Source organism: Enterovibrio norvegicus (assembly GCF_002876705.1).
Lineage (GTDB): Bacteria > Pseudomonadota > Gammaproteobacteria > Enterobacterales > Vibrionaceae > Enterovibrio > Enterovibrio norvegicus_B.
In genome coordinates this window covers 70,039-92,319 of the sequence record NZ_MDAG01000008.1, presented here as the reverse complement: position 1 = coordinate 92,319, position 22,281 = coordinate 70,039, and the positions used below count along the sequence as shown (strand labels likewise).

21 protein-coding genes are annotated in these 22,281 nt (G+C 49.2%); 17 read left to right on the top strand and 4 right to left on the bottom strand.

Annotated elements, in window-relative coordinates:
• On the top strand, positions 1-1,629 hold the full coding sequence (gene pqiB / locus BCT27_RS04890) for an intermembrane transport protein PqiB (RefSeq protein ID WP_102315906.1): 1,629 nt from the start codon (positions 1-3) through the stop codon (positions 1,627-1,629).
• A complete protein-coding gene (locus BCT27_RS04885; protein WP_102395202.1) occupies positions 1,629-2,243 on the top strand; it encodes a PqiC family protein in 615 nt (204 codons plus the stop codon). The genes pqiB and BCT27_RS04885 overlap by 1 nt, the downstream gene beginning before the upstream one ends.
• 119 nt (positions 2,244-2,362) lie before the next feature.
• Here BCT27_RS04885 and BCT27_RS04880 read toward each other — a convergent pair whose 3' ends face one another.
• Positions 2,363-4,429 carry a prolyl oligopeptidase family serine peptidase gene (locus BCT27_RS04880; protein ID WP_102395201.1) on the bottom strand — a complete coding sequence of 689 codons (2,067 nt, stop codon included), beginning with the start codon at positions 4,427-4,429 and terminating at the stop codon, positions 2,363-2,365.
• A gap of 471 nt (positions 4,430-4,900) precedes the next feature.
• Here BCT27_RS04880 and BCT27_RS04875 point away from each other — a divergent pair, with 471 nt between their 5' ends.
• The 10 genes from BCT27_RS04875 to BCT27_RS04830 all read left to right on the top strand — a co-directional run bounded on the left by BCT27_RS04875 (position 4,901) and on the right by BCT27_RS04830 (position 13,371).
• Positions 4,901-5,101, top strand: coding sequence for a hypothetical protein (locus BCT27_RS04875; RefSeq protein ID WP_102315903.1), 201 nt, complete (start codon positions 4,901-4,903; stop codon positions 5,099-5,101).
• Positions 5,102-5,561: 460 nt separating this feature from the next.
• A complete protein-coding gene (gene rsgA, locus BCT27_RS04870) occupies positions 5,562-6,635 on the top strand; it encodes a ribosome small subunit-dependent GTPase A (RefSeq protein ID WP_102395200.1) in 1,074 nt (357 codons plus the stop codon).
• A 402-nt stretch (positions 6,636-7,037) separates the two neighbouring features.
• Positions 7,038-8,069 carry a TRAP transporter substrate-binding protein gene (locus tag BCT27_RS04865; protein WP_102395199.1) on the top strand — a complete coding sequence of 344 codons (1,032 nt, stop codon included), beginning with the start codon at positions 7,038-7,040 and terminating at the stop codon, positions 8,067-8,069.
• Positions 8,069-8,608, top strand: coding sequence for a TRAP transporter small permease (locus BCT27_RS04860; protein ID WP_102395198.1), 540 nt, complete (start codon positions 8,069-8,071; stop codon positions 8,606-8,608). Before BCT27_RS04865 ends, BCT27_RS04860 begins: the two co-directional genes overlap by 1 nt.
• Entirely contained in the window at positions 8,605-9,906 is a 1,302-nt protein-coding gene (locus tag BCT27_RS04855) for a TRAP transporter large permease (protein WP_102395197.1), read from the top strand. The genes BCT27_RS04860 and BCT27_RS04855 overlap by 4 nt, the downstream gene beginning before the upstream one ends.
• A 38-nt stretch (positions 9,907-9,944) precedes the next feature.
• Positions 9,945-10,439, top strand: a complete 495-nt coding sequence (locus BCT27_RS04850) for a MarR family winged helix-turn-helix transcriptional regulator (RefSeq protein ID WP_102315898.1) — start codon at positions 9,945-9,947, stop codon at positions 10,437-10,439.
• A 197-nt stretch (positions 10,440-10,636) separates the two neighbouring features.
• Positions 10,637-11,053, top strand: a complete 417-nt coding sequence (locus BCT27_RS04845; protein ID WP_102315897.1) for a DUF350 domain-containing protein — start codon at positions 10,637-10,639, stop codon at positions 11,051-11,053.
• Between the two features lie 15 nt (positions 11,054-11,068).
• Positions 11,069-11,671 (top strand): DUF1190 domain-containing protein, encoded by a 603-nt coding sequence (locus BCT27_RS04840; protein ID WP_102315896.1) that lies wholly within the window; start codon positions 11,069-11,071, stop codon positions 11,669-11,671.
• Positions 11,672-11,674: 3 nt separating this feature from the next.
• On the top strand, positions 11,675-12,838 hold the full coding sequence (locus BCT27_RS04835; RefSeq protein WP_102391217.1) for a glutathionylspermidine synthase family protein: 1,164 nt from the start codon (positions 11,675-11,677) through the stop codon (positions 12,836-12,838).
• A 182-nt stretch (positions 12,839-13,020) separates the two neighbouring features.
• The gene (locus BCT27_RS04830; RefSeq protein ID WP_102315894.1) at positions 13,021-13,371 is read left to right on the top strand and encodes a YciI family protein; all 351 of its coding nucleotides are present in this window, start codon (positions 13,021-13,023) and stop codon (positions 13,369-13,371) included.
• Between the two features lie 53 nt (positions 13,372-13,424).
• On the opposite strand, the gene BCT27_RS04825 is transcribed toward BCT27_RS04830, so the two are convergent.
• Together BCT27_RS04825 and BCT27_RS04820 are read right to left on the bottom strand one after the other, a co-directional pair.
• The gene (locus tag BCT27_RS04825; protein ID WP_102395196.1) at positions 13,425-14,699 is read right to left on the bottom strand and encodes an RNA polymerase sigma factor; all 1,275 of its coding nucleotides are present in this window, start codon (positions 14,697-14,699) and stop codon (positions 13,425-13,427) included.
• A gap of 176 nt (positions 14,700-14,875) precedes the next feature.
• Positions 14,876-16,321 (bottom strand): glyceraldehyde-3-phosphate dehydrogenase, encoded by a 1,446-nt coding sequence (locus BCT27_RS04820; RefSeq protein WP_102395195.1) that lies wholly within the window; start codon positions 16,319-16,321, stop codon positions 14,876-14,878.
• A 536-nt stretch (positions 16,322-16,857) separates the two neighbouring features.
• On the opposite strand from BCT27_RS04820, the gene ectA reads away from it, so the two are divergent.
• The 5 genes from ectA (at position 16,858) to BCT27_RS04795 (ending at position 21,221) form a co-directional block, all read left to right on the top strand.
• A complete protein-coding gene (gene ectA, locus BCT27_RS04815; RefSeq protein WP_102315891.1) occupies positions 16,858-17,403 on the top strand; it encodes a diaminobutyrate acetyltransferase in 546 nt (181 codons plus the stop codon).
• A 23-nt stretch (positions 17,404-17,426) separates the two neighbouring features.
• On the top strand, positions 17,427-18,692 hold the full coding sequence (gene ectB / locus BCT27_RS04810) for a diaminobutyrate--2-oxoglutarate transaminase (protein ID WP_017010273.1): 1,266 nt from the start codon (positions 17,427-17,429) through the stop codon (positions 18,690-18,692).
• A gap of 12 nt (positions 18,693-18,704) precedes the next feature.
• Positions 18,705-19,097: an ectoine synthase gene (locus BCT27_RS04805; protein ID WP_017010272.1), complete on the top strand. Its 393-nt coding sequence runs from the start codon at positions 18,705-18,707 to the stop codon at positions 19,095-19,097.
• A 66-nt stretch (positions 19,098-19,163) separates the two neighbouring features.
• Positions 19,164-20,582 (top strand): aspartate kinase, encoded by a 1,419-nt coding sequence (locus BCT27_RS04800; protein WP_102391220.1) that lies wholly within the window; start codon positions 19,164-19,166, stop codon positions 20,580-20,582.
• A 162-nt stretch (positions 20,583-20,744) separates the two neighbouring features.
• Positions 20,745-21,221, top strand: a complete 477-nt coding sequence (locus tag BCT27_RS04795; protein ID WP_102315889.1) for an Lrp/AsnC family transcriptional regulator — start codon at positions 20,745-20,747, stop codon at positions 21,219-21,221.
• Positions 21,222-21,357: 136 nt separating this feature from the next.
• Here BCT27_RS04795 and BCT27_RS04790 read toward each other — a convergent pair whose 3' ends face one another.
• On the bottom strand, positions 21,358-22,224 hold the full coding sequence (locus BCT27_RS04790; protein WP_102391221.1) for an NAD(P)-dependent oxidoreductase: 867 nt from the start codon (positions 22,222-22,224) through the stop codon (positions 21,358-21,360).
• Positions 22,225-22,281 lie beyond the last annotated feature (57 nt).

The window sequence follows — 22,281 nt, the reverse complement described above, 5'->3', positions numbered from 1 at the left end:
ATGGCAGAGGCAGATAACGCCGTCATCACACAGCGAAAAGGCATATCCAAAATCTGGTTTGTGCCACTGATGGCGCTGGTTTTAGGCATTTGGATGGTCTATGCCTATCTCGATGACAAAGGCACCATGATCACCATTGTGATGCCGAATGCGGAAGGTATTAGCCCCGGAAAAACCCAAATCAAAACACGCAGTGTACCGATTGGATTGATCACCGAAATTCACCTGACTGAAGATCGCCGCGAAGTGGAAGTCACGGCGGAGATTGAAAAACGCTATAACGATCTTTTGACCGAAGACGCGCAAATCTGGGCGGTTCAGCCACGCATCGACCAATCGGGGATCAGCGGTTTAGGCACCCTGCTTTCAGGTATTTACTTTGAATTTCGTCCTGGCAGCGCACAAGAAAGCAGTGATGAATTCACTGTGCTCCCCGAACCACCGTTAGTGTCCATCAACCTCAAAGGGAAACGCTACGAATTGATCAGCTATAACGCGGATGCGATGGCGGTTGGCTCACCGGTTTACTTCAAAGGTTACAACGTAGGCACTATCGAAAAAGCCCAGTTCGATTGGCAACAGCAAGTGATGAACTATCAGGTTTTCATCCAAGACCCTTACCATAACCTCATCACACAGAAAACGCTGTTCTGGGTTGAAACTGGCTTAGAAATGGATTTGTCTGCTGATGGATTGAGTGTGCGCGCTGGCCCGCTGACAAAATTCGTGGATGGCGGCATCACGTTCGGTGTGCCTAATCGCGAAGATCCGGGTGCAATCGCCAAAGAAAACAGCCAGTTTGTCTTGAGCAAAAGCTACAGCGAGAGTTTGGAAGAACGCTACCCGGACTATCAATACTATGTCGTGATGTTTGAACACTCGATACGCGGATTGCGCGCTGGTGCGCCCGTTGAATACCGCGGTGTGCGCATAGGCACCGTCGTTGAAGTGCCTCTCAACGAAGGAAAAGACGGCATGCCGGTGCTTGTCACAGAAAACAACACTGACATTCCCGTGTTAATCAAAGTGGAGTTTGCGCGCATTAATGAAGATGTCGCGCTGGCCGAGAACTTCTGGCGCAAGAATATCGGTATTTGGCTAGAAAAAGGCCTTCGCGCCTCCATGGAAACAGGCAGCTTGATAACAGGGGCGTTGTTCGTCAATGTGGACTTTTATCAACGCGACGAGAAGCCCTATGCGGAAACGTTTGGCGGCTATAACGTGATCCCAAGTACCGCGGATGGCTTTACCCAGCTTACAGACCAAATGTCAGGCTTCCTCAATAAGCTCAATGCACTGGAAATCGAGAAAACCCTCGCCCGCATTGACGACACCTTGGCGTCTTTCTCGTCGCTCGCAGGCTCGACGGAGAAAATCGTCAGCAACGCCAACATTGAGAGCGTGCCAAAAGAAATCACTGACAGCTTGGAAGAGTTACAAACCACGCTGCAGAGTTATCAAAAAGGGTCGCCGCTGTATAACGACATTCAGAACGCGATTCAATCCATGGAAGTACTGATGAAGCAAATTCAGCCATTGGCAGAAGAACTCAGTGAGCATCCAAACATCCTGATCTTTGATAAACCCGATGAAGACGATGTGCAACCCAAAGCCCGAGGAAATGAATAATGATCATGAAACGCACCCTCGCAGGATTGGGATTCGCTGCGGCTCTAGTTGTGTTAAGTGGCTGCTCAGCGCAGACAGAACGCAAAGTGTCTTACTACCAGTTCGACATTGTGGCGGAAGATAAGATAGTGACCACACCCGCATCGAAGCCGCAGCTCATCATTGAAAACGTCGACATGTATTCAGGGCTTAACGAGCCCGGCATGGTGCAGCGTGTAGACAGCTATCGTGCCCGCGCTGCAACCTGGCATCAATGGGCGATTCTACCTGCTGACATGTTGGAATCCGCCACGGCGAATTTGTTGTCACAGCAGCTATCAGGTTGGTTAGTTCTGATAGAAAAAGACGGTGATATCCCGCAGTCTGAACCCGCAGAAAAAGCCAGCTATGCCGTCCGTATTTTCGTTGAGCGTTTTAATGGCGGATTAAACGGCGATGCCGAAGTGGTCGGCAGTTGGTCGCTTTACGATGCTGATCAGCAACTGGTGATTAAAAACACCTTCAACAAATCAGTGCCATTAGAGCAAGACGGTTATGTCGGCCTGACGCAATCGCTGCAAGCCGCGTGGGTTGAGGTGAGCGAGGATATTGCGCGCTATGTGCAAACGCACTGAACCTTCGCGTGTTCGCCACGCAGCGATCAACGCATTCCGCTTTACCCAATAAAAAACGCGCCCTGTTGGCGCGCGTTTTTTTCGGTCTTCTTTTAACGAACGCGCGTTAACCGATCACGTCAGTCAAAGCGCGGTTCGACACCCATTTGATCGAAGCAAAATGCATACACGTCCGCATTCGAATCGAGCACTTTGTGGGTTGGCATGCCTGCGCCATGACCGGCATTCACATCAATACGAATGAACACAGGATTCTCGCCGACATGTTTGGCTTGAAGCTCTGCAATGAACTTGTAGGAATGTGCAGGTACAACACGGTCATCATGGTCTGCTGTCGTCACCAAGGTTGACGGGTACGCCACGCCCTCTTTCACGTTATGAACAGGCGAATACCCCAGCAGATATTCAAACATTGCTTGGCTTTGCGCCGAGGTGCCAAAGTCATACGCCCAGCCTTCACCCGATGTGAAGGTGTGATAACGCAGCATGTCTAACACGCCAACCGCTGGCAATGCGACACGGAAAAGCTCTGGTCGTTGCGTCATGCATGCCCCCACCAGCAAACCCCCGTTTGAACCACCGCGGATCGCGAGCTTTTCTGATGATGTGTATTTTGCATCAATCAGGTATTCCGCAGCCGCAAAGAAATCGTCGAACACGTTTTGCTTTTGCTGTTGTGTCCCTGCATCGTGCCACGCTTTTCCGTATTCACCACCGCCGCGAAGGTTCGCCACAGCGTAGATCCCGCCAAGCTCAATCCATGTCGCGACATTCGGATTAAACGAAGGCTCAAGACTGATATTAAAACCGCCGTAGCCATACAAAATCGTCGGGTGACTGCCGTCCAGCGTGATGCCCTTACGATAGCAAATCGTCATCGGCACCTTGGTGCCATCTTTGGAGGTATAAAACACCTGCTTCGATTCCAACTTAGCACTGTCGATCACACACTCACTCTTGCGGTAAAGGGTTACATCGCCGCTTTCAGGATTGTAGCGATAGATAGCGCTTGCCGTGGTGTAATTGGTAAAGCTAAAGAACAAGTCCGACTCTTGTTCACGCGCACTGAACCCTGAGGCACTGCCAATATCAGGAAGTTGAATGTCTCTCACCTTCTCGCCAGAATACCGATACTGGGTGACTTGGGTTTGCACATCGACCAAATAACTGACAAACAAATATCCACACCCAGTGCCAATGCTTAACTCATGCTCGGTCTCAGGGATCAAATCTTGCCAATGTGCTTGTGTCGGCGTGGTGGCGTCCACGGAAACGATACGCCCCATGGGTGCATTGAGGTTGGTATAGAGGATGAGGGTGCCGTCGTGATGTTCGATCACATCGCTGTCGAACGAATCATCTTGTGTTAAACAGGTTAACGGCGTGCCCGCTTTTAGGTCTTGCACATAGAGCATGTTACCCGAGGTGGCATTCGCACCACTGATCACCAAGAAGCGATCATCTTCCGTCATGTAACCGCTCACGTAGCGATATTGCGGGTCACCTTCGCCACCAAACACCAGTTCATCGTCGCTTTGCGCTGTGCCGATACGGTGGAAATAGAGTTTATGGTGCTCCGTGCGTGCTGACAGTTCGCTGCCTTCCGGCTTGTCATAGGTCGAGTAATAAAAGCCTTCACTTCCGCGCCACGAAATACCCGAAAATTTCACGTTCTCGATAGTATCACCCAGCGCCTTGCCCGATTCCGCATCAATCACATACACGGTGCGCCAATCACTGCCACCTTCGGACGTGGAATACGCCACCAGCGTGTCATCACGAGAAAACTGCAGACGATCAAGCGACGTAGTGCCTTCGCCACTCCATGTGTTGGGGTCAAGAAAGATCTCTAACTCAGAGGCGTCTGTATTGTCACGATGCGTTTTTGAACGGAATAGAATCGCGTGATCTTGTAAGCCATCATTGCGATAGAAGTAGGTGTGTTCTCCCCGTACAAATGGGCTTGATTGTTTCACGTAGTCGTTCGCATGGACCAGGCGCAATCGGATTTCATCACGACACTCAATCGCGCGAAGGTAGTCAAAGGTCACGGCATTTTGCGCATCTACCCAATCGGCCGTTTCATCGCTCAAATCGTCTTCTAACCAACGATAAGGGTCAGGAATATTGTTGGAAAAATAGGTATCAACGGTGTCGTCTTTGCGAGTTTGGGGATAGCGGAACATGTGTTACTCCGTGCTGACGTTATGTTTTTTATCATAACGAAAGGCGCGAACTTCTGCCTAACGTTTCTACCCAAACAGCACAGTATTCAACGTCTCTGAGGCAATATTGTCTCCACCTATCGATGGAAATATCCCTTGTTTCGATTTATACCCCCTCTCTCTCATCCAATTTTTTTCGACATAACTCGCAAAATATATAACCGATAAACACGACCGTTCCCTTAATTTTCAACAACCAAGCACGAGATGCTTTTTCGACGCCTTAGTATTAAATATCGAGGTAACTAATTAATTTTACTATGAGCGAACTAAAGGGTGATTTTCTGGGCATTTCATTTTACCGACACAAAAGGTGATCTTTTTCATTCACACCATCAATGATTCTCAGTGACTAGCAGGAAATCTCGATTGCTCACGTGCCGGAACATCTGCTTAAATAGTCGCCGAGCTGATAAGAAAGGAGGCAAAATAATGTCGATCACAACCGATACTTACGCGATGCGCGAGACACTTGAACGCCTCAATAAAGATGCTACAAACACCATCGATAATTCAGATAACTGCACCGTAAAACTGAGCGATCTTTCTACCCTGTTGGCAGCATATAAAATCGAGCTCAACAAAGGTAATCACCTGCGAAAACTTCTGGACCAAGACACTAACGCCCAATAGGCGTTATCACGTCGCCTATCGTTAATCCCTCAAGTGCCCACATGGCAATAGGCGACGTTTCTATTAGATACATCCCTATTCAATACCCCCGTCCATCTTGTCCAATATTTATTTCGCTTCCCCGATAAAACTGCATGGGTGCAGGTGTTATATCAATACTCTTTACAGGGAAAAGAAACTCATGATAAATTCGCGCAATTGACGGCAAAGCGCCGAACGAACCAATACCAATAAAGTAACGCAACCAGGAGGAACAAGATGATTGTAGCAATGACCCACCCGGCAGGAATCGTACGCTAAGTAGCGCATTTTAAACGATCGGTAAAACCGCGTTTACGCCCTCAGCGACACCCTTCCTTTGCCCGGTGAATCTCGACCGGGGTCTTTCCAAATTGATTCGACCCTACAACACTCTGTTACACAAACACACAGAGCGACTCTCTGTGCGTAGGGAAAAGCAATGACATCTTTAAAAACATTAAGCCAACTTGGCTGGCAACCTGTATTTCAACAACAACTGACTCTGGAAGATTACGAAAATTGTCGTATCGCCAGAATTGCAGAGCATCACCGTAGCCACTATGTACTGATCAGCGAATCGGGCACCGAATCGCTTGAAATCCGCCCATCGTTTCCCAGTATGACGGTAGGTGATTGGCTTTTATTGGATGATGACGGTCAGTTCATTCGCCAGCTCGATCGCCAATCTTTGTTTGCGCGCAAAGGCGCAGGCACCAAAGTGATTGAGCAGCTGATTGCCGCCAACATCGACACCGCATTTGTGGTGTGCGCGTTGGATCATGACTTCAACCTGAACCGCATCGAACGCTATTTGGCGATGTGTGCAGACGCATCCGTTGAACCTGTGGTGGTCTTAACCAAACGAGATCTTGCTGAAAGTAGTCTTGATGCAGACGGCAACGCGTTAGATGTGAATGACACCCTTCGTTCTGTCGAAGCATTGGCGCCTTTTTTGGCGGTTGAAGCGGTAAACGCGCTCGACGAACACACCACGAGCGCCCTTAGCCCTTGGCTAAAATCGGGAAAAACGTTGGTCGTGATGGGGTCATCTGGCGTGGGTAAATCCACCTTAGTGAACACCTTGTTGGGGGATTCCGTTCAAGCAACTGGCGGGATTCGTGAAAGTGATAGCAAAGGTCGCCACACCACGACAGCAAGAAGCCTGCACTGTTTGCCTTCAGGCGCTGTGTTACTCGACACGCCGGGAATGCGTGAATTGAAAATCTTTGATAGTGAGGACGGGCTCAACACCCTGTTTGCCGAAATCAAAGAACTTGAAACGCAATGTCGATTTGGCGACTGCCACCATGGTAACGAACCCGGCTGTGCTATTCGTGCAGCCTTGAAAGCCGGAGAGATCGACGAACGCCGTTTGAACAATTACCTCAAACTGCAAGAGGAAGATGCTCGCAACTCGGCAACCATGGCGCAAAAACGCGCAAAGGATAAAGCCTTCACCAAAATGGTGAACACGGTGCAATCCAGTCATCGTCATATGAAGAAAGGGTTCTAACATTACACAAAACGGATGACACCCATTCCCTAAGCGGGTGTTGTCTAGTAAGCCAAGCAAGATCAACGGACAGGTATGCATGTACCTGTCCGTTTTTTGTTTCAGCCCATCTTTTCGCGCGCTCGCAATGCCCCCCACCCATTGCATATTGAACCTATATCTACGGGGTCGATAAGCCACTCCACACCCTCAATTAGTATCATTTGAAACAATAAACCATGAGAATATTGCTCCTCACAAACGAGACAAGTTAACATTTCATTCACACAAAGCATTGCCAATCGCTTTTATATAGGCTTAATTATTAACATCTAGCACCGAAAAGCAGCCTTTATCCGCTTCAGAAAACTCTCTGACAGTTAAAGGCGATATGTTTCAAATGAAACCATAAGGAAGCGTGGCATGGCAGTATGGAAATGGACCGCATATCTCATTACTCCTCTGATGATGAGCATTGCATTGCAGGCTCAAGCGGCAGAGAAAACCCTGCGTATCAGTTCATGGGCATCCCCCAATCACGGCATAAACACCACAGTATGGCCGACTTGGGGTAAATGGGTTGAAAAAGCCACCGAAGGGCGTGTGAACGTAAAAGTGGAATACAACATGGGACCTCCACCCGCACAGGCCGACATTGTTACCGATGGCATCGGTGATGTGACTTGGTTCTTTCATGGTTTCAAACCCGGACGATTCGAACTGACGAAGCTGCCGGAAATCCCGACCTTCGACAACACCTTGTCATCGGAAGATATGTCCGTGGCTTACTGGCGCACCTATGACAAATATCTCAAAAAAGGGAGAGAGCATCGTGGCCTTGAGGTGCTCGCCGTGGGTGTTCATGGGCCAGGTGTGATCATCACCCGCGAGCCCGTCACCACGTTCGAGGATTTGAAAGGGAAGAAAATGCGCATGGCGGGCGATGTCATGTCCACCATCGGCAAACGCATGGGTGTTGCCCCTGTCGCAATGCCACCGACCAAGGTGTATGAAGCCTTATCTCAAGGTGTGGTTGATGGCGCATTCTTCACGTTAGAAACGTTGAAAAGCTTCCGCCTCAATGAAATCGCCCCCAATGTGGTGACCTTCCCCGGCGGCCTTTACCGCGGATCCTTCAGCATTCTGATGAACCCAGACACCCTAGACAGTTTGTCGGATGAAGATCGTGCGGCGATATTGTCCGTTTCGGGAGAAAAGCTCTCGCGTCTGTTTGGCAAAATGATGGATGACGCAGACAAAGCAGGCTTGGAAGACACATTGGCTCAAAATGGCAACGTAAACGCCGCGTCACCTGACATGATTGAACAAGCCAAAACCTTTTCTGAAGGGTTACAAGAAGATTGGCTAAAAACCGCCAAGAAAAAACGCATTAGCGATCCACAAGCCGCGTTGGACTTTTATCAATCACAAGTCCGCGAACTGGGTGCTGAATAATGCCGTTTGTTTTAACAATCACCCGCTACCTGCGACACGCTCTGGCAGCCATTACGGCACTGTCATTGTTCGCCATGTTGTTGGTCACTGTCATTGACGTTGTGGGACGCTATTTCTTTAGCGTTCCCTTGTCAGGCAGCGTCGAAATGGTCGAGATCCTGTTAGCCCTCGTGGTGTTTTCAGCCTTCCCTCTGATCACATGGAGCGAGGAGCACATTTGTGTCGATCTGCTTGATGATTGGTTCCCCGAAGGTGTGGCGCGTGTACGACAAGTGCTGCTGAGCCTGGGCTGCGCCTTTGCGTTGGGTCTGGTGGCGTGGAAAGTATGGGGCTTAGGGGCAAGATCCTTGTCCTACGGCGAAGAAACCGATGTGCTCGGCATTCCCAATGGGTTTGTGATGTATTTCATTTCAGTGGCTGGATGGTTTTCCATGGTACTGACGCTCTTGATGGCGGGCTTGTATGCCACAGGGAAAAATCCAGCATCGCTTGATTCTGCTGATAACAACAATACATCATCGATGGGAGAGCCATTATGACGGTCACCATCATTGGGTTTATTTGCTTGTTGATACTAGTACTGGCGCGTATTCCCCTCGCCTATGCCATGGGAATCGTGGGCTTCTTGGGCTTTGGCGCGCTGGTCGATTTTAATTGGTCAGCCACCTTGTCCATGGCTTCGCGCCGCATCATCGACACGGGGCAAGATTACAGCTTGTCTGTGATCCCTCTGTTCGTGTTGATGGGGAATTTGGTCAACCGCGCAGGGTTATCACACGAGCTTTACGCGGCCAGCAATGCGTTCGTCGGACACCGTAAAGGTGGGCTTTCCATGGCGACGATCCTCGCTTGTGGCGGATTCTCTGCCATTTGTGGTTCAAGCCTTGCCACAGCGGCCACCATGTCAAAAGTGGCCATGCCACCGATGCGAAAATACGGCTACCAAGACAGTTTGGCTGCCGCGTCTATCGCAGCTGGCGGCACGCTGGGCATATTGATTCCGCCGAGCGTGATGTTAGTGGTGTACGGGCTTTTAACCGAAACCAGTATTCGTGAGCTGTTTGCCGCAGGTTTGGTGCCTGGGATACTCGGTATTGCCTTGTACCTTGCCGCCGTGCGCTGGGTCGTGTTTCGCTCACCATCGACAGCACCGCCGATGGAGAAACTGTCTTGGCCTCAACGTTGGCAAGCACTACGCGGTGTGTTCTCCACACTGTCATTGTTTGTGTTGGTGATGGGCGGTATTTACGCGGGAGCATTCACCCCCACAGAAGCGGCGGGCATCGGTGCGGCAGGCGCGCTGCTTATCGCCACGCTAAAACGCCAACTCACATTACAAAGCTTGTTTGATGTATTGGTCGATTCCGCAAAAACCACTGCTGTGTTATTCAGTGTGGTGATTTCAGCGCTCATCTTCTCCAACTTCATCAATCGCGCTGGCTTTACCGATGCGCTGGTCGAAGCCGTCACAGGCTTGTCGTTATCACCTTTCATGGTGCTTATGGCGATTTTGTTTATCTACATTCTGCTCGGCTGCGTGTTTGAGAGCATGTCCATGCTCTTGTTAACTGTGCCCGTTTTCTACCCTTTGGTACAAAGCATGGGCTTCGATTTGGTATGGTTTGGCATCTTGGTGGTGGTCGTAACAGAAATCAGCTTAATCACGCCGCCCGTGGGGATGAACGTGTTCGTGCTGTCAGGCGTGGTCAAAGACGTAAACACCAAAACCATTTTTAAGGGCATTGTTCCATTTTGGACGGCAGACATGTTCCGACTGGCGTTGATCGTCGCGGTTCCTTCTATCGCACTCGCACTTCCTGAGTTGCTTTATGGATAGAGAAGGTTTGCCGCAGGGAACAAGGGAAAGGAAAAACCATGAGTAACGCAGCAAATAAATCGCTCAACATTGAGCGTAAATCCGACATCAGTTTCGACTTGGACGACTTCTTGCCCTATAAACTGGTGCAAACTGCAGAGTTGGTATCAGAAAACTTAGAGAAGTCCTACAAAGGCGAGTTTGGGTTGTCGCGCCCAGAATGGCGAGTATTGGCAAACCTTGGGACACACGGGATGTTGATCTCTCGTCAACTGGTCGAAATGACAAACCTTGATAAAGTCAAAGTGTCGCGCACGTTAACCACAATGGAACAAAAAGGGTTGATTGAGCGACATAAAGCGGAAAACGACCAACGAAGCGCGGCAATCGGCCTCACCGAAGAAGGATTGGCACTCTACGAGCGTGTTGTCCCTCGCGCGCTTGAATGGGAAGCCGACATTCTTGATAGCCTGAGTGGAACGCACTACCGCGACCTCATGAAAGCGCTGGAAGCATTGCAGCGTCACGCCCTAGAACGACACACGTCAAAATAAAAACCTTGGCATGGACGCGCTTTAAATAGCGACGTCCATCGCCTACGCTTTTTATATCTTAATCAACGCATTGTTTAATCTTTAGAACACATGCCGCTCACGAATTTCGATAGAGTATTCACGCGCTGTCCTCAGTCAATTCTGGGTGATGCAACCGCAAGGATAGCGCTTCATCGAATTACTAACAGGGACTCACTATGGACATGCTAGCAGGGCTACTTTCCGGCCTTCCTAACTTTCTGATCTACTTCGCGACCTCAATTGCCTTCGTTCTGATTTTCAAATTTATCTATGTGCGCATCACGCCGTACGATGAATGGTCATTGATCAAGGATGACAAAAGCGTCACTGCCGCAGTTGCGCTAGGCGGCGCATTCCTCGGCTACTGCCTTGCTATTGCAGGTGCGGCGCAGAACTCCGTCAACATCGTCGATTTCATGGTGTGGGGTGTGATTGCCATGGTTGCGCAGTTTATTGCCTTCGCGATCGTGCGCTTTTTGTTACTGAAAGAGCTGACCAAGCGCATCGAAAACGACGAGTTGCCAGCCGGTATCGTGCTAGCGGTGGTGTCTGTGTCCATTGGCATTTTGAATGCCGCGTGTCTGACCTATTAATTCGGGAGAGACACCATGACGCAGCACAATACCGAGCAACAACCTACCCGCTCAAAGCGCAGCAATAACGTTAAACGTTCAGCCATGAACAAGGCCGCAAAAGTGATCCCTTTCGCGTTCGTTGGTGGTATTTCTGGGTGTTTTTTTGAACCTGAAACCGAAGGGTTTGTGTTCGAAAACCCACGCCAATGTGGCAATTCATTTCCTGAACAAATGGAAGAGTGTGAAATCGCGTATCAAGAAGCATTGCGAGATGCCGCTGAATCCGCGCCGCGTTATTACAACCAACAAGAATGTGAAATGGATTTCTTGGACGGTTGTCAGCGCTACTCATCGTTTTTCATTCCAGCGCTCGCGGGGTACTTCTTCGCCAGAGGGTTGGATGACGATTACTTCAAGCGCAAGAAAAAACGCCACTACTCGCAACCGCTTTATCGCTACCGTGGCAAGTTTTTCTCTGGCGATGGTAAATCTTTTGGCAACGTGGCGAACAAGGCAGTGAATGTCAGTTCGAGCACGATTAACCGTAAAGGCGGCACCGTGGGTCAAGTGATGTCACGCGGCGGCTTCGGTAAGTCCGTGTCATCGTCATCACGCTCATCGAGCAGGGGCAGCTAATACATGTTCCGTCGGGATATCTCTGAACGCCCGCATTGGCGTGAACTCGCCAAAAAATACGGGTTTGGTTTTCACTCCATGTATGACGCCCCTTACTGGGACGAAACAGCGTATTACCAATTTAACCTCAAGCAGATTGAGGAAGATTTAGAGAAACCGACGGAAGACATCCACCAAATGTGTTTGGACGTGGTGGAAAAAGTGGTGCGAGACGATGCGTTATTGCAGCGGTTCGGCATTCCTGAAAGCATGTGGGACTTGGTCGCAGACTCGTGGCGTCGTCGCGATCCCTCGCTGTATGCTCGCCTTGATTTTGCGTATGACGGCGTCAACCCAGCCAAACTCTACGAGAACAATGCAGATACACCCACCTCCCTGTTTGAGACAGGGTTTTGGCAATGGGTGTGGCTGGAAGACGTGGTCGACAGCGGCCGCATTCATCGCAGCGCAGATCAGTTCAATATCTTGCAAGACTTCATCATTCAACGCTTTGCTGATCTTGCTCGCCGACAACCGGGGCAAACGCTGCATTTCAGTTGCTGCAAAGACACTGAAGAAGACAGGGCCACGGTACAATACCTTGAAGATTGCGCCATTGAGGCAGGGCTACACACCGCCTTTGTGTTCGTGGAAGACATTGGCATCAACACGCATGGCGAATTTATCGACCTCACCAACCGCCCAATTCGTTGGATGTTTAAGCTCTACCCGTGGGAGTTTATGTTTGACGAGGAATATGCCACACACCTAAAAACCTCCACCGTGAATTGGCTAGAGCCGATGTGGAAATCAGTGCTTTCAAACAAAGCCCTGCTGCCCATGCTTTGGCAAATGCAGCCAAACCATCCGAATTTGCTGCCTGCCTATTTCGCTGACGACCCAAAGGCCTCTTCATTGACCGACTATGTCATTAAGCCTTTGTTCTCACGCGAAGGGGCAAACATCGAAATCATCCGTGATGGTAAATCCTTCGTGAAAACTGACGGCCCTTACGCATCCACACAGGCGATTGTTCAGCAATACCAACCGCTCCCTAAGTTTGGTGACAGCTACACCTTGATCGGCAGTTGGCTCGTCAACGATCGCGCTGCGGGCATTTCCATTCGTGAAGACGCCAGTTTGATCACTCAAGACGTTGCCCGATATATCCCGCACATTATTCTTTAGATTCTTCTTTCTTTTACACTACGTAACTCGTGCATAACGTGTTGATTTATCATGATTGGCACGCCACCCCTCATTTTAATCGCCTATATTTCACCAATAAATGTCCCCGTTTGGTCACCCTCAAACGTTGTCTATACGAGACCAAATCTCACAACAACAATTCATGATATGGAGAGACGAAGATGAAAGAATTTATGTTTATCTACCAAGGTGGTGACCCAGAATGGATGAAACACACTTCCCCTGAAGACATGGCCGCAGTGATGAAATGCTGGGAAGAGTGGATGACCAAACTGCAGGAAGCCGGTGAGCTAGTGACGGGCGGCTCCCCACTGCATTTTGAGGGCAAACGTGTCACGCCTGATATGGTCGTGACAGATATTGCGGCAGCGGAATTCAAAGAACTCGTGAGTGGCTATTCCATAGTGCGCGCAGCCAGCCTTGAAGCAGCAACCGAACTGGGGAAAACCTGCCCGATTTTCCAATCACCTGGCGTATCACTTGAAGTGCGCGAAGTGGTTCAAATGGGCTAAAAGCTAATCCGTTAACATCCATCAGTTAACATCCGTCAGTTAGCATCCCTCTGTTAACCGACGAGGAGGCGTTCAATTTGAGCAAGCATCAGTTGCTGCTCTTGTTGAGTGCCTCCTCTTTTTTGTGCTTCTTCTGCTAATTGATATGCCTTTGCTCTGTTACCTGATTTAGCGTGAATATGCGCCAAAATAGCGAACGGCAAATGGGAATGTTCCATGCCATGCTTTGCTTGAATGGCCGCAACACGTTGAAGCGCCCGCTTCTCTTGGCCTTGGTAGGCGATCGCGATGGCCTGATTGAGTTTGGCGACTGGCGATGCAGACACATCAATGAGCCGCGCATAGTGAGCCTCAACCTTCTTCCAGTTCGTCAATTCAAATGTCTTCGCAATACAATGTTCTTGAGCAATCAGGGCTTCGCAGCAAAAGCGCCCTGCGCCATCCAACGTGTCGGGCATATTCAGCGTGGCAAGCGTGATGAATTGCTGGCCCATACGCACAGTATCTCGCTCCCACAGCCCACGTTCTTGTAAGTCCAAAGGAATGGGATGGCCATTCGCATCGGTTCTCGCGGTGAGGCGTGCCATGTGAAAATGCATCAACGCATACAAGGCCAAGGTCTCTCGATTGGCGATGTGCGGCGCTTCCACCAGTGTGCCCACTAATGCCATGGCTTCTCGGCAGAAGTCGATATCAATGGCTTTCTTGCCATCAGAGCAATACACGCCTTCGTTGAACAAGAGATACAAAGACACATGAACCGTGTCCAGAGCCTGTTCAATGTGCGCGGGCGAAGGCTGTTTGAATGGGTATTGTTTCAGCTGATTGCGTGTACGATGCAGACGTTTTTTGATGGTTTCTTCGGGGACCAACAGCGCACGAGAAATGGCCGATAGGCTAAACCCGCACAACAACTTTAAGATCACAGGAAGTTGGTTTTCTGGTTTCAGGTTGGGGTGACAACACCAAAAAATCATTCGAAGCGTATCATCTTTGATCGCCTCTTCACTGAATTCTCGCTCCATGGTGCGAGTGAGTGTCCACTCACTTTCTAGGAACTGCGAGAGATCGTCGGAAAAACGGTGTTTGTTTTTGTTCGCACGAATCACATCGATGGCATGATTCTTCGCCGTTTGCATCAGCCAACCGCCGGGGTTTTCAGGCTCACCATGCGCTTTCCAGTGCTTCAGCGCTTTACCAAAGGCTTCCTGCATCGTGTCTTCCGCAAATTCGATATTCTCGGCACCAAAGATGCGAGTCAGTGCCGCCAACACCTTGGCGGATTCTGCTCGATAAAGCCGATCAATGCGGTCTAACAGGTCTGGCATGCCTACTCCTTGTCTGCCTCTTATCAGGTATAGCGCATGACCATGTGGGAAGCAGCTCTCTAACGCCTTATGCCCATGATTCGTTCAGTTTTACTCTTGTTTGATACAGGTTTCGCCGATCAGAAAACGGCTCCTGAGAGCCGTTTTTTAATTTGCCTGATCCACGACAAAAATCGTTACGATTCTTGCGGTGTCGGCACCATTGGATAACGCAGGCCAGCCATGTGTTCAATACAGTGAATTACCTGACAGCTGTAACCAAACTCATTGTCATACCAGATATACAGTACACAACGGTTGCCATCCGCGATGGTGGCTTCGCTGTCCACAACGCCCGCATAGCGAGAACCAACAATGTCCGACGACACGATTTCCGTCGATTGCGTGTAATCCACTTGTCCCGCTAACTCTGACACTAACGCCGTATCACGCAAAAATGCGTTGAGGGATTCGCGCTCTACCTCCGAGCCAAGGTTAAGGTTCGCAATCGCCATCGACACATTCGGCGTCGGTACACGAATCGAGTTACCCGTTAGCTTGCCCTTAAGCGCAGGCAACGCCTTCGCAACGGCGGTTGCAGCACCCGTGGACGTTAACACCATGTTCAATGATGCAGCGCGACCACGACGATCACCGCTGTGGAAGTTATCAATCAGGTTTTGGTCATTCGTGAACGAGTGAACCGTTTCGATGTGCCCTGATTCCACGCCGTAGCGATCATGCATTGCTTTAAGCACGGGCGTGATGGCATTCGTGGTGCAACTCGCAGCAGAAATGATGGTGTCTGCATCATCAATGTCGTCTTGGTTAACGCCATATACGATATTTTTGATGTCGCCTTTGCCCGGCGCAGTCAGCAAGACTTTACCTGCACCTTGAGCAGTAAGGTGTTGACCGAGGCCATCGGTGTCACGCCACATGCCTGTGTTATCCACCACCACAGCGTTTTCAATGCCGTAAGCCGTGTAATCCACTTCAGAAGGGTGATTGGCGTAAATGACTTGGATGTAGTTACCGTTTACGATCAGTGCATTTCTCGCTTCGTCCACAAGGATTGAACCGTTGAAAGGACCATGCACCGAATCACGACGCAGCAAGCTCGCACGCTTTTCCAAATCGCCGTCGCGTCCACCACGCACAACAATGGCACGTAAGCGAAGCGGGTAACCAGGGCCGCTTTTTTCGATCATAAGACGCGTAACAAGGCGTCCAATACGACCAAAACCATAAAGCACAACGTCTCTTGGTGCGTCTAATGCGTTGCCCTTTGGCAAGTCTGCGACGGCGCGCTCAAGAAAGCCCTCTAATTCAGCGTCATCTTCGTGCTCGCTCCAATACAGGCTGGCGAGGCGACCAAGATCGACGCGGCATGGTGGCAAATCCATGTTAGAGAGGGCTTGAAGCAGCGGGAGGGTGTGTTCGGTAGTGACTTCTTGGCCGGTGTACCAGCGCGCAACGCGATGTGCTTTCACAACATCAATGGTACTTGCAGTGACCATTGCGCGGCCATAAATGTGAATGTCGACGCCTTTTTCTCGGTACAATTTCCCGATCAACGGATACATGGATTCTGCGTCGGCTTGACTGTGTTGCCATTGGGTAAGGTACTGTTCTGGACTCATTGTTACTTTCTATGCCTTTTAACTAATACGTGAAAAGAAGAACAACTAAAGGTGATTATTATTATTTTGGTCGTGAGTCTACCGAGTGAACAATTATTAACCAACCAAAAATAACATGGCCCCAATGTCATACTATTCAACCAGTTAAAGCGCATAGTGTTGAATAATTACTGTCTTATTTCACCTTCATCGCGTATGCCACAAAAATTGATTGAAAGTTTACTACCTCCCCCTGAATTCAATCCCGCTTGTTGTTAGTTTTTAATCGATAAGAATTAAGTGAGCGCCCTTCCTTTTGGAGAAAATTTTAGTGATCTCACTCCAAATTACATTGTCATTTTACCGTCTTAATAGCGCAATATTTTCGTTATACATCTAACCATTTCCATTTTAACGAACAAAAAAATACACCCATATATAACAATAAGATACAAATTTAAAGTCTCATAAACGTGACGAAAACTTGATAATTGATGAGCAAACTGTATCCTTTAGGTGGCTTTAATGTTTAGACCTCTAAAGGATTAGTTAATCAAATGAGCACTACGACGATCTACCAAACTGCGGCTTTAGCGCGTTTGAGTCAGGATGAAGATGCATGGGTTTTTCGCGTTCCAACCCTTAAAGATGGCATCGGGATCCACCATTTAATCGCCAGTTGTCCGCCGCTTGATGAAAACTCTTCTTACTGTAATTTCCTTCAGTCCTCCCACTTCCACAAAACCTGCATCCTTGCAGAGTACGATGGCGAAATTGTTGGTTTCATTTCCGCTTATCTAAAACCCGAATCAAATGACGAACTCTTCGTCTGGCAAGTGGCTGTTTCACCCACCATGCGCGGCAAAGGCCTCGCATACCATATGTTGCAAGAACTGCTGATGCGCGAATATTTGCAGCATGTTCAAGCCGTCGAAACCACGATCACCAAATCTAATGAAGGCTCTTGGAACCTGTTCAAGAAGCTCGATAAGTCGCATGGCGAAACGGGTTCGGTATCGGTATTCCTCGACGAGCAGCAGCATTTCAAAGGTCATCACGACACGGAATTTCTTTACCGCATTCCTTTGAACAACAACCAATAAATTGGAGTTAAAACGGAATCCTTATGGATATTTATAACAAGCAAGAATCAAACGTTAGGTCTTACTCAAACAGCTTCCCTGTGGTTTTCTCTTCCGCAAAAGGGTGCTGGCTGAAAACCGAAAACGGCGATCGCTACATTGATTTTCTCGCCGGCGCTGGTTCGCTTAACTACGGTCACAACAATGCCATCTTCAAAAAAGCACTGATCGAATACATCGAAAGTGATGGCGTGACCCACGGCCTTGATATGCACACAGAAGCCAAGTCTGCATTCTTAACCGCACTCCGTAATCACATCTTCGAACCACGAAATCTTGATTACAAAGTGCAGTTTACTGGCCCTACAGGCACCAATGCCGTTGAAGCGGCAATGAAACTCGCACGTAAAGTGACGGGCCGTGCCAACATCGTGACCTTCACCAATGGTTTTCACGGCTGTACCTATGGCGCATTGGCGGCAACCGGTAACCAACACCACCGTGGCGGTTCAGGCATGCCATTGGCTGGCACTTCACGTTTGCCGTACGAAGGCTATGCAGGCGTAGACAGCCTATTGCTGCTTGAAACCATGCTGAACGACAACTCAAGCGGTTTAGATAAACCGGCTGCTGTGTTACTTGAAACCTTGCAAGGTGAAGGCGGCCTGAACGTGGCGTCCAACGAGTGGCTTCAGCGTTTAAGCAAAATCTGTAAAGACAACGGCGTGCTTGTGATTGTTGATGACATTCAAGCAGGTTGTGGCCGCACAGGAACCTTCTTTAGCTTTGAACCGTCAGGCATCAAACCAGACATGGTGACCTTGTCGAAATCAATTGGTGGTTACGGCCTACCAATGGCACTTGTTCTGATGAAGCCTGAGCTGGATAAATGGGCTCCAGGTGAACATAACGGTACGTTCCGTGGTAACAACCACGCATTCGTTACCGCAACCAAAGCCATTGAAAGCTACTGGGCAAATGACGATTTCGAAAAGCACATTGCCGAGCGCAGCCAACAAGTGAAAAAGGTGATCGACCGTTCACTGAAGCGCCACTCGTCTTTGTTCGTTCGTGCGAAAGGGCGCGGCATGATGCAGGGCATTGAGTGTAAAGATGGTGATCTTGCTTCTGCCATTTCACGTCGCTGTTTTGAAAAAGGCATGATCATTGAAACTGCGGGTCCAAACGATGAAGTGGTGAAGTTTTTCTGCCCACTGACCATCAGCGAATCTGAGCTCGAGCAAGGCCTTCATATTTTCGAGCAAGCCGCAGAATACGTTGCACAGACAGCAACACGCAAAGCATCTTAAGGAACAAGAAGCATGATCGTAAGAACTCTTGAAGAGTGCAGAAACAGTGAGCGCCGCGTTGCGTCAGAAACGTGGGAAAGCGTTCGTATGTTGTTGAAAGACGACAAGATGGGGTTTTCTTTCCACATCACCACGATTTACGAAGGCACGGAAACACACATTCATTATAAGAACCACTTAGAGTCTGTGTATTGCATGTCGGGTGAAGGTGAAATTGAAGTGGTAGGCGGTGAAACCTACCCTATCAAACCAGGCACCTTATACATTCTGGATAAACACGATGAGCACTACCTTCGCGCCTATTCTGGCGAAGGCAAAGAGATGGTGATGGCATGCGTATTTAACCCGCCAATCACAGGGAACGAAGTCCACGATGAAAACGGCGTTTACCCTCTCGTCGACTAACGTCTCTCATCAATAAGGGGCGACTCGCCCCTTCTTTTTATCCTCTTTTGTGTAAAGGAAGCCCAAATGACTTACACCGTAGAAAAGATTGGTGGCACGTCCATGTCGGCGTTTGATGCTGTTTTAGACAACATCTTGCTACGCCCGACATCCCCTTATAACCGTGTTTTTGTCGTCTCTGCTTATGGCGGTATCACGGATGCATTGTTGGAATGTAAACGCTCTGGTGAACCCGGTATTTACCAACAAGTTGCGAAACGCGATGAAAACTGGATGAGTGCGTTCACAACCGTGAAACAACGCATGATGATGACCAATGAAAATCTATTTGCAGACCCGGTCAGTCGTAAGCGCGCAGACAAGTTCATTACTGAACGCTTGGATGATGCGCAAAACTGTATCACCAACATATTGGCGACCTGCGAATACGGTCAGTTCACTCTCCGACAATACCTTCCACAAATTCGAGAATTTTTATCTTCGATCGGCGAAGCACACAGTGCGTTCAACACCGCTCTGAAGCTAAAAACTCTTGGCGTGAACGCACGTTTTGTTGATTTATCAGGATGGGATAACAACCTTTCGGGCAACTTGGACACTGTCATTAAAAGTGCCTTTGAAGATATTGATGTCACCAAAGAACTGCCGATTGTCACAGGCTATGCATACTGTGATGAAGGGTTGATGAAAACCTATGACCGTGGTTACAGCGAGATGACATTTAGCCGTATTGCTTGCCTGACCTCTGCAGACCTTGCCGTGATCCACAAAGAATACCACTTGAGCAGCGCCGACCCGCGCATTGCAGGGCCTGAAAATGTGCTGCCGATTGGTAAATCAAACTTTGATGTTGCTGACCAGCTCGCGAATTTGGGGATGGAAGCCATTCACCCGAATGCCGCATCAGGCCTACGTCAAAACAACATTCCGCTTCAGATTAAAAACACCTTTGAGCCGGAACACCAAGGCACTTTGATCTCTCAGGAATACCAACCTGATGCAGAGAAAATTGAAATCATCGCGGGTAAAAACAAAGTGTTTGCGCTGCACGTTTTCGACCAAGCCATGGTAGGACAAGTTGATAACGTGGGTTATGAAATGATGGAAATCATTGCGGATGCGCGTGTTAGCTTGGTCGGCAAAGAAATGAATGCCAACTCCATTACTTACTACTTGAGCGGCGCAGGTAAAAACCTTAACCACTTGCTGTACAAAGCAGAGAAACGCTTCCCTAGCTCGACCATTACTGGTCAATGGGTCGCACTCATATCCGCTATTGGTGCTGAAATCAACACCAACACAACGCTAAGCCGCGGCGTACTGGCACTCATGAACCATGACATCGCACCGATTGCTGTGCATTCGTCAATGCGTAACGTTAACGTTCAGTTTGTGGTGAAAGACGATGCTTATGATCGCACCATTCGCGCCCTGCATGATGAGTTCTTTACCGCCAAAGCGATGAAAAAACAGCACGTTGCTTAAACATAACCGTTAAAGACAACCGCTGTCACAAGACCACAAACGCTCATTGATAACCTCAATGAGCGTTTCTCTTTTCCGCTAGTCTTAAAGTAACGTGTTAACTCGCCTTCGACACGCATTCATCAACACGACCAGTGACATCATCAGCCAAAGGGAGACACGATGAGATTGGATAAATACGACGTGAAGATTTTGCATATCTTGGCAACACAAGGCCGTATTACAAAATCTCACCTCGCAGAGGCCATCAACCTCTCTGTGAGCCCTTGTTGGGAGCGCGTAAAACGCTTGGAAGAAGCCGGTGTCATTGAAGGTTATGGCGCAAAGATTAATCGCAATGTGTTATCCAAAAAAACGCCCGTCATTGTAGAAGTGACGCTCGGTCAACACAGCGCGAATAGTTTTGAGCGCTTCGAACGCGCGATGCAAGAATGCGATGAAGTCGCCGACTGCTTTGCAACAGGTGGCGGGGTTGATTACGTGCTTCGTGTTGTCGCGAGCGACATAGATCAATACCAGCGCTTAATCGACCACTGGCTCGTGTCCGATTTAGGCATCGAACGCTATTACACCTACATCGTCACCAAGACCATCAAGCACCAGCAAGAATCCTTGTCCATCGACGATACCCAGCTTTGATAAAAACGCCGATGCTGTTAAAACAAAAAAGCCAACCGCATCATCTGCCGTTGGCTTTTCTTATGTTTCTTCTGGGGTCTGTTGCGCTTGAGTGTTACTCATGAAAACGTGACGCCAACGCTCCGCGCCAAAAACCTTAGTTAGCTTTAATTAGCACTGACGTATCCATACGCCCCAAACCTTGTTCTTGCAGGCTGGCATACTTGCTATCGACCTCTTGCGTCAGTGACAGCGTTAAATCGTGGCGTTTGGCTTCATCAAGGCAAATACCCAAATCTTTGCGCATCCAATCAATGGCAAACCCAAAGTCGAACTTGTCTTGCGCCATGGTGACAGCACGGTTTTCCATTTGCCATGAACCCGCTGCACCGTGCTTCAGCACATTGGTCACCTGCTCAATGTCTAAGCCAGACGCTTGCGCCAGCAATAGGCCTTCGCTCAACCCCTGTAAAATGCCCGCAATGCAGATTTGGTTCACCATTTTACAGCGCTGACCTTGCCCATTTTCGCCCAGCAACACTGCTTGCTTGGCATAAGCATCAAAGATAGGGCTTACGATGCCAAAGATGCCTTCGTCGCCGCCACACATGATGGTCAACGCGCCATTCTCTGCGCCCGCTTGGCCACCTGACACCGGCGCATCAATAAAGTGCACGCCCTTTTCCTTACAGGCTGCCGCCAACTCTTCCGCCAATTCTGCCGACGTTGTGGTGTGGTCGACCAAAATACTGTCCGGTTTCATGCTCGCCAGCACGCCATCATCACCATAAATAACGCTTCTCACGTCATTGTCGTTACCCACACACACAAACACGATGTCGCTGTCTGATGCTGCTTCACGCGGTGTATTGGAAAACGCTTGTTGATATTCAGACGCCCACTTTTCTGCTCGCGCCGTCGTGCGGTTATAAACGGTAGTGTCGAAGCCCGCACGCGCCAGATGGCCCGCCATTGGATACCCCATGACACCCAAACCGATAAACGAAACCTTTTTCTCTGACATATCCTTATCCTCTAATGTTGGGTGCATGCAAACTGCCGTGACTTATTCAGTCGCACA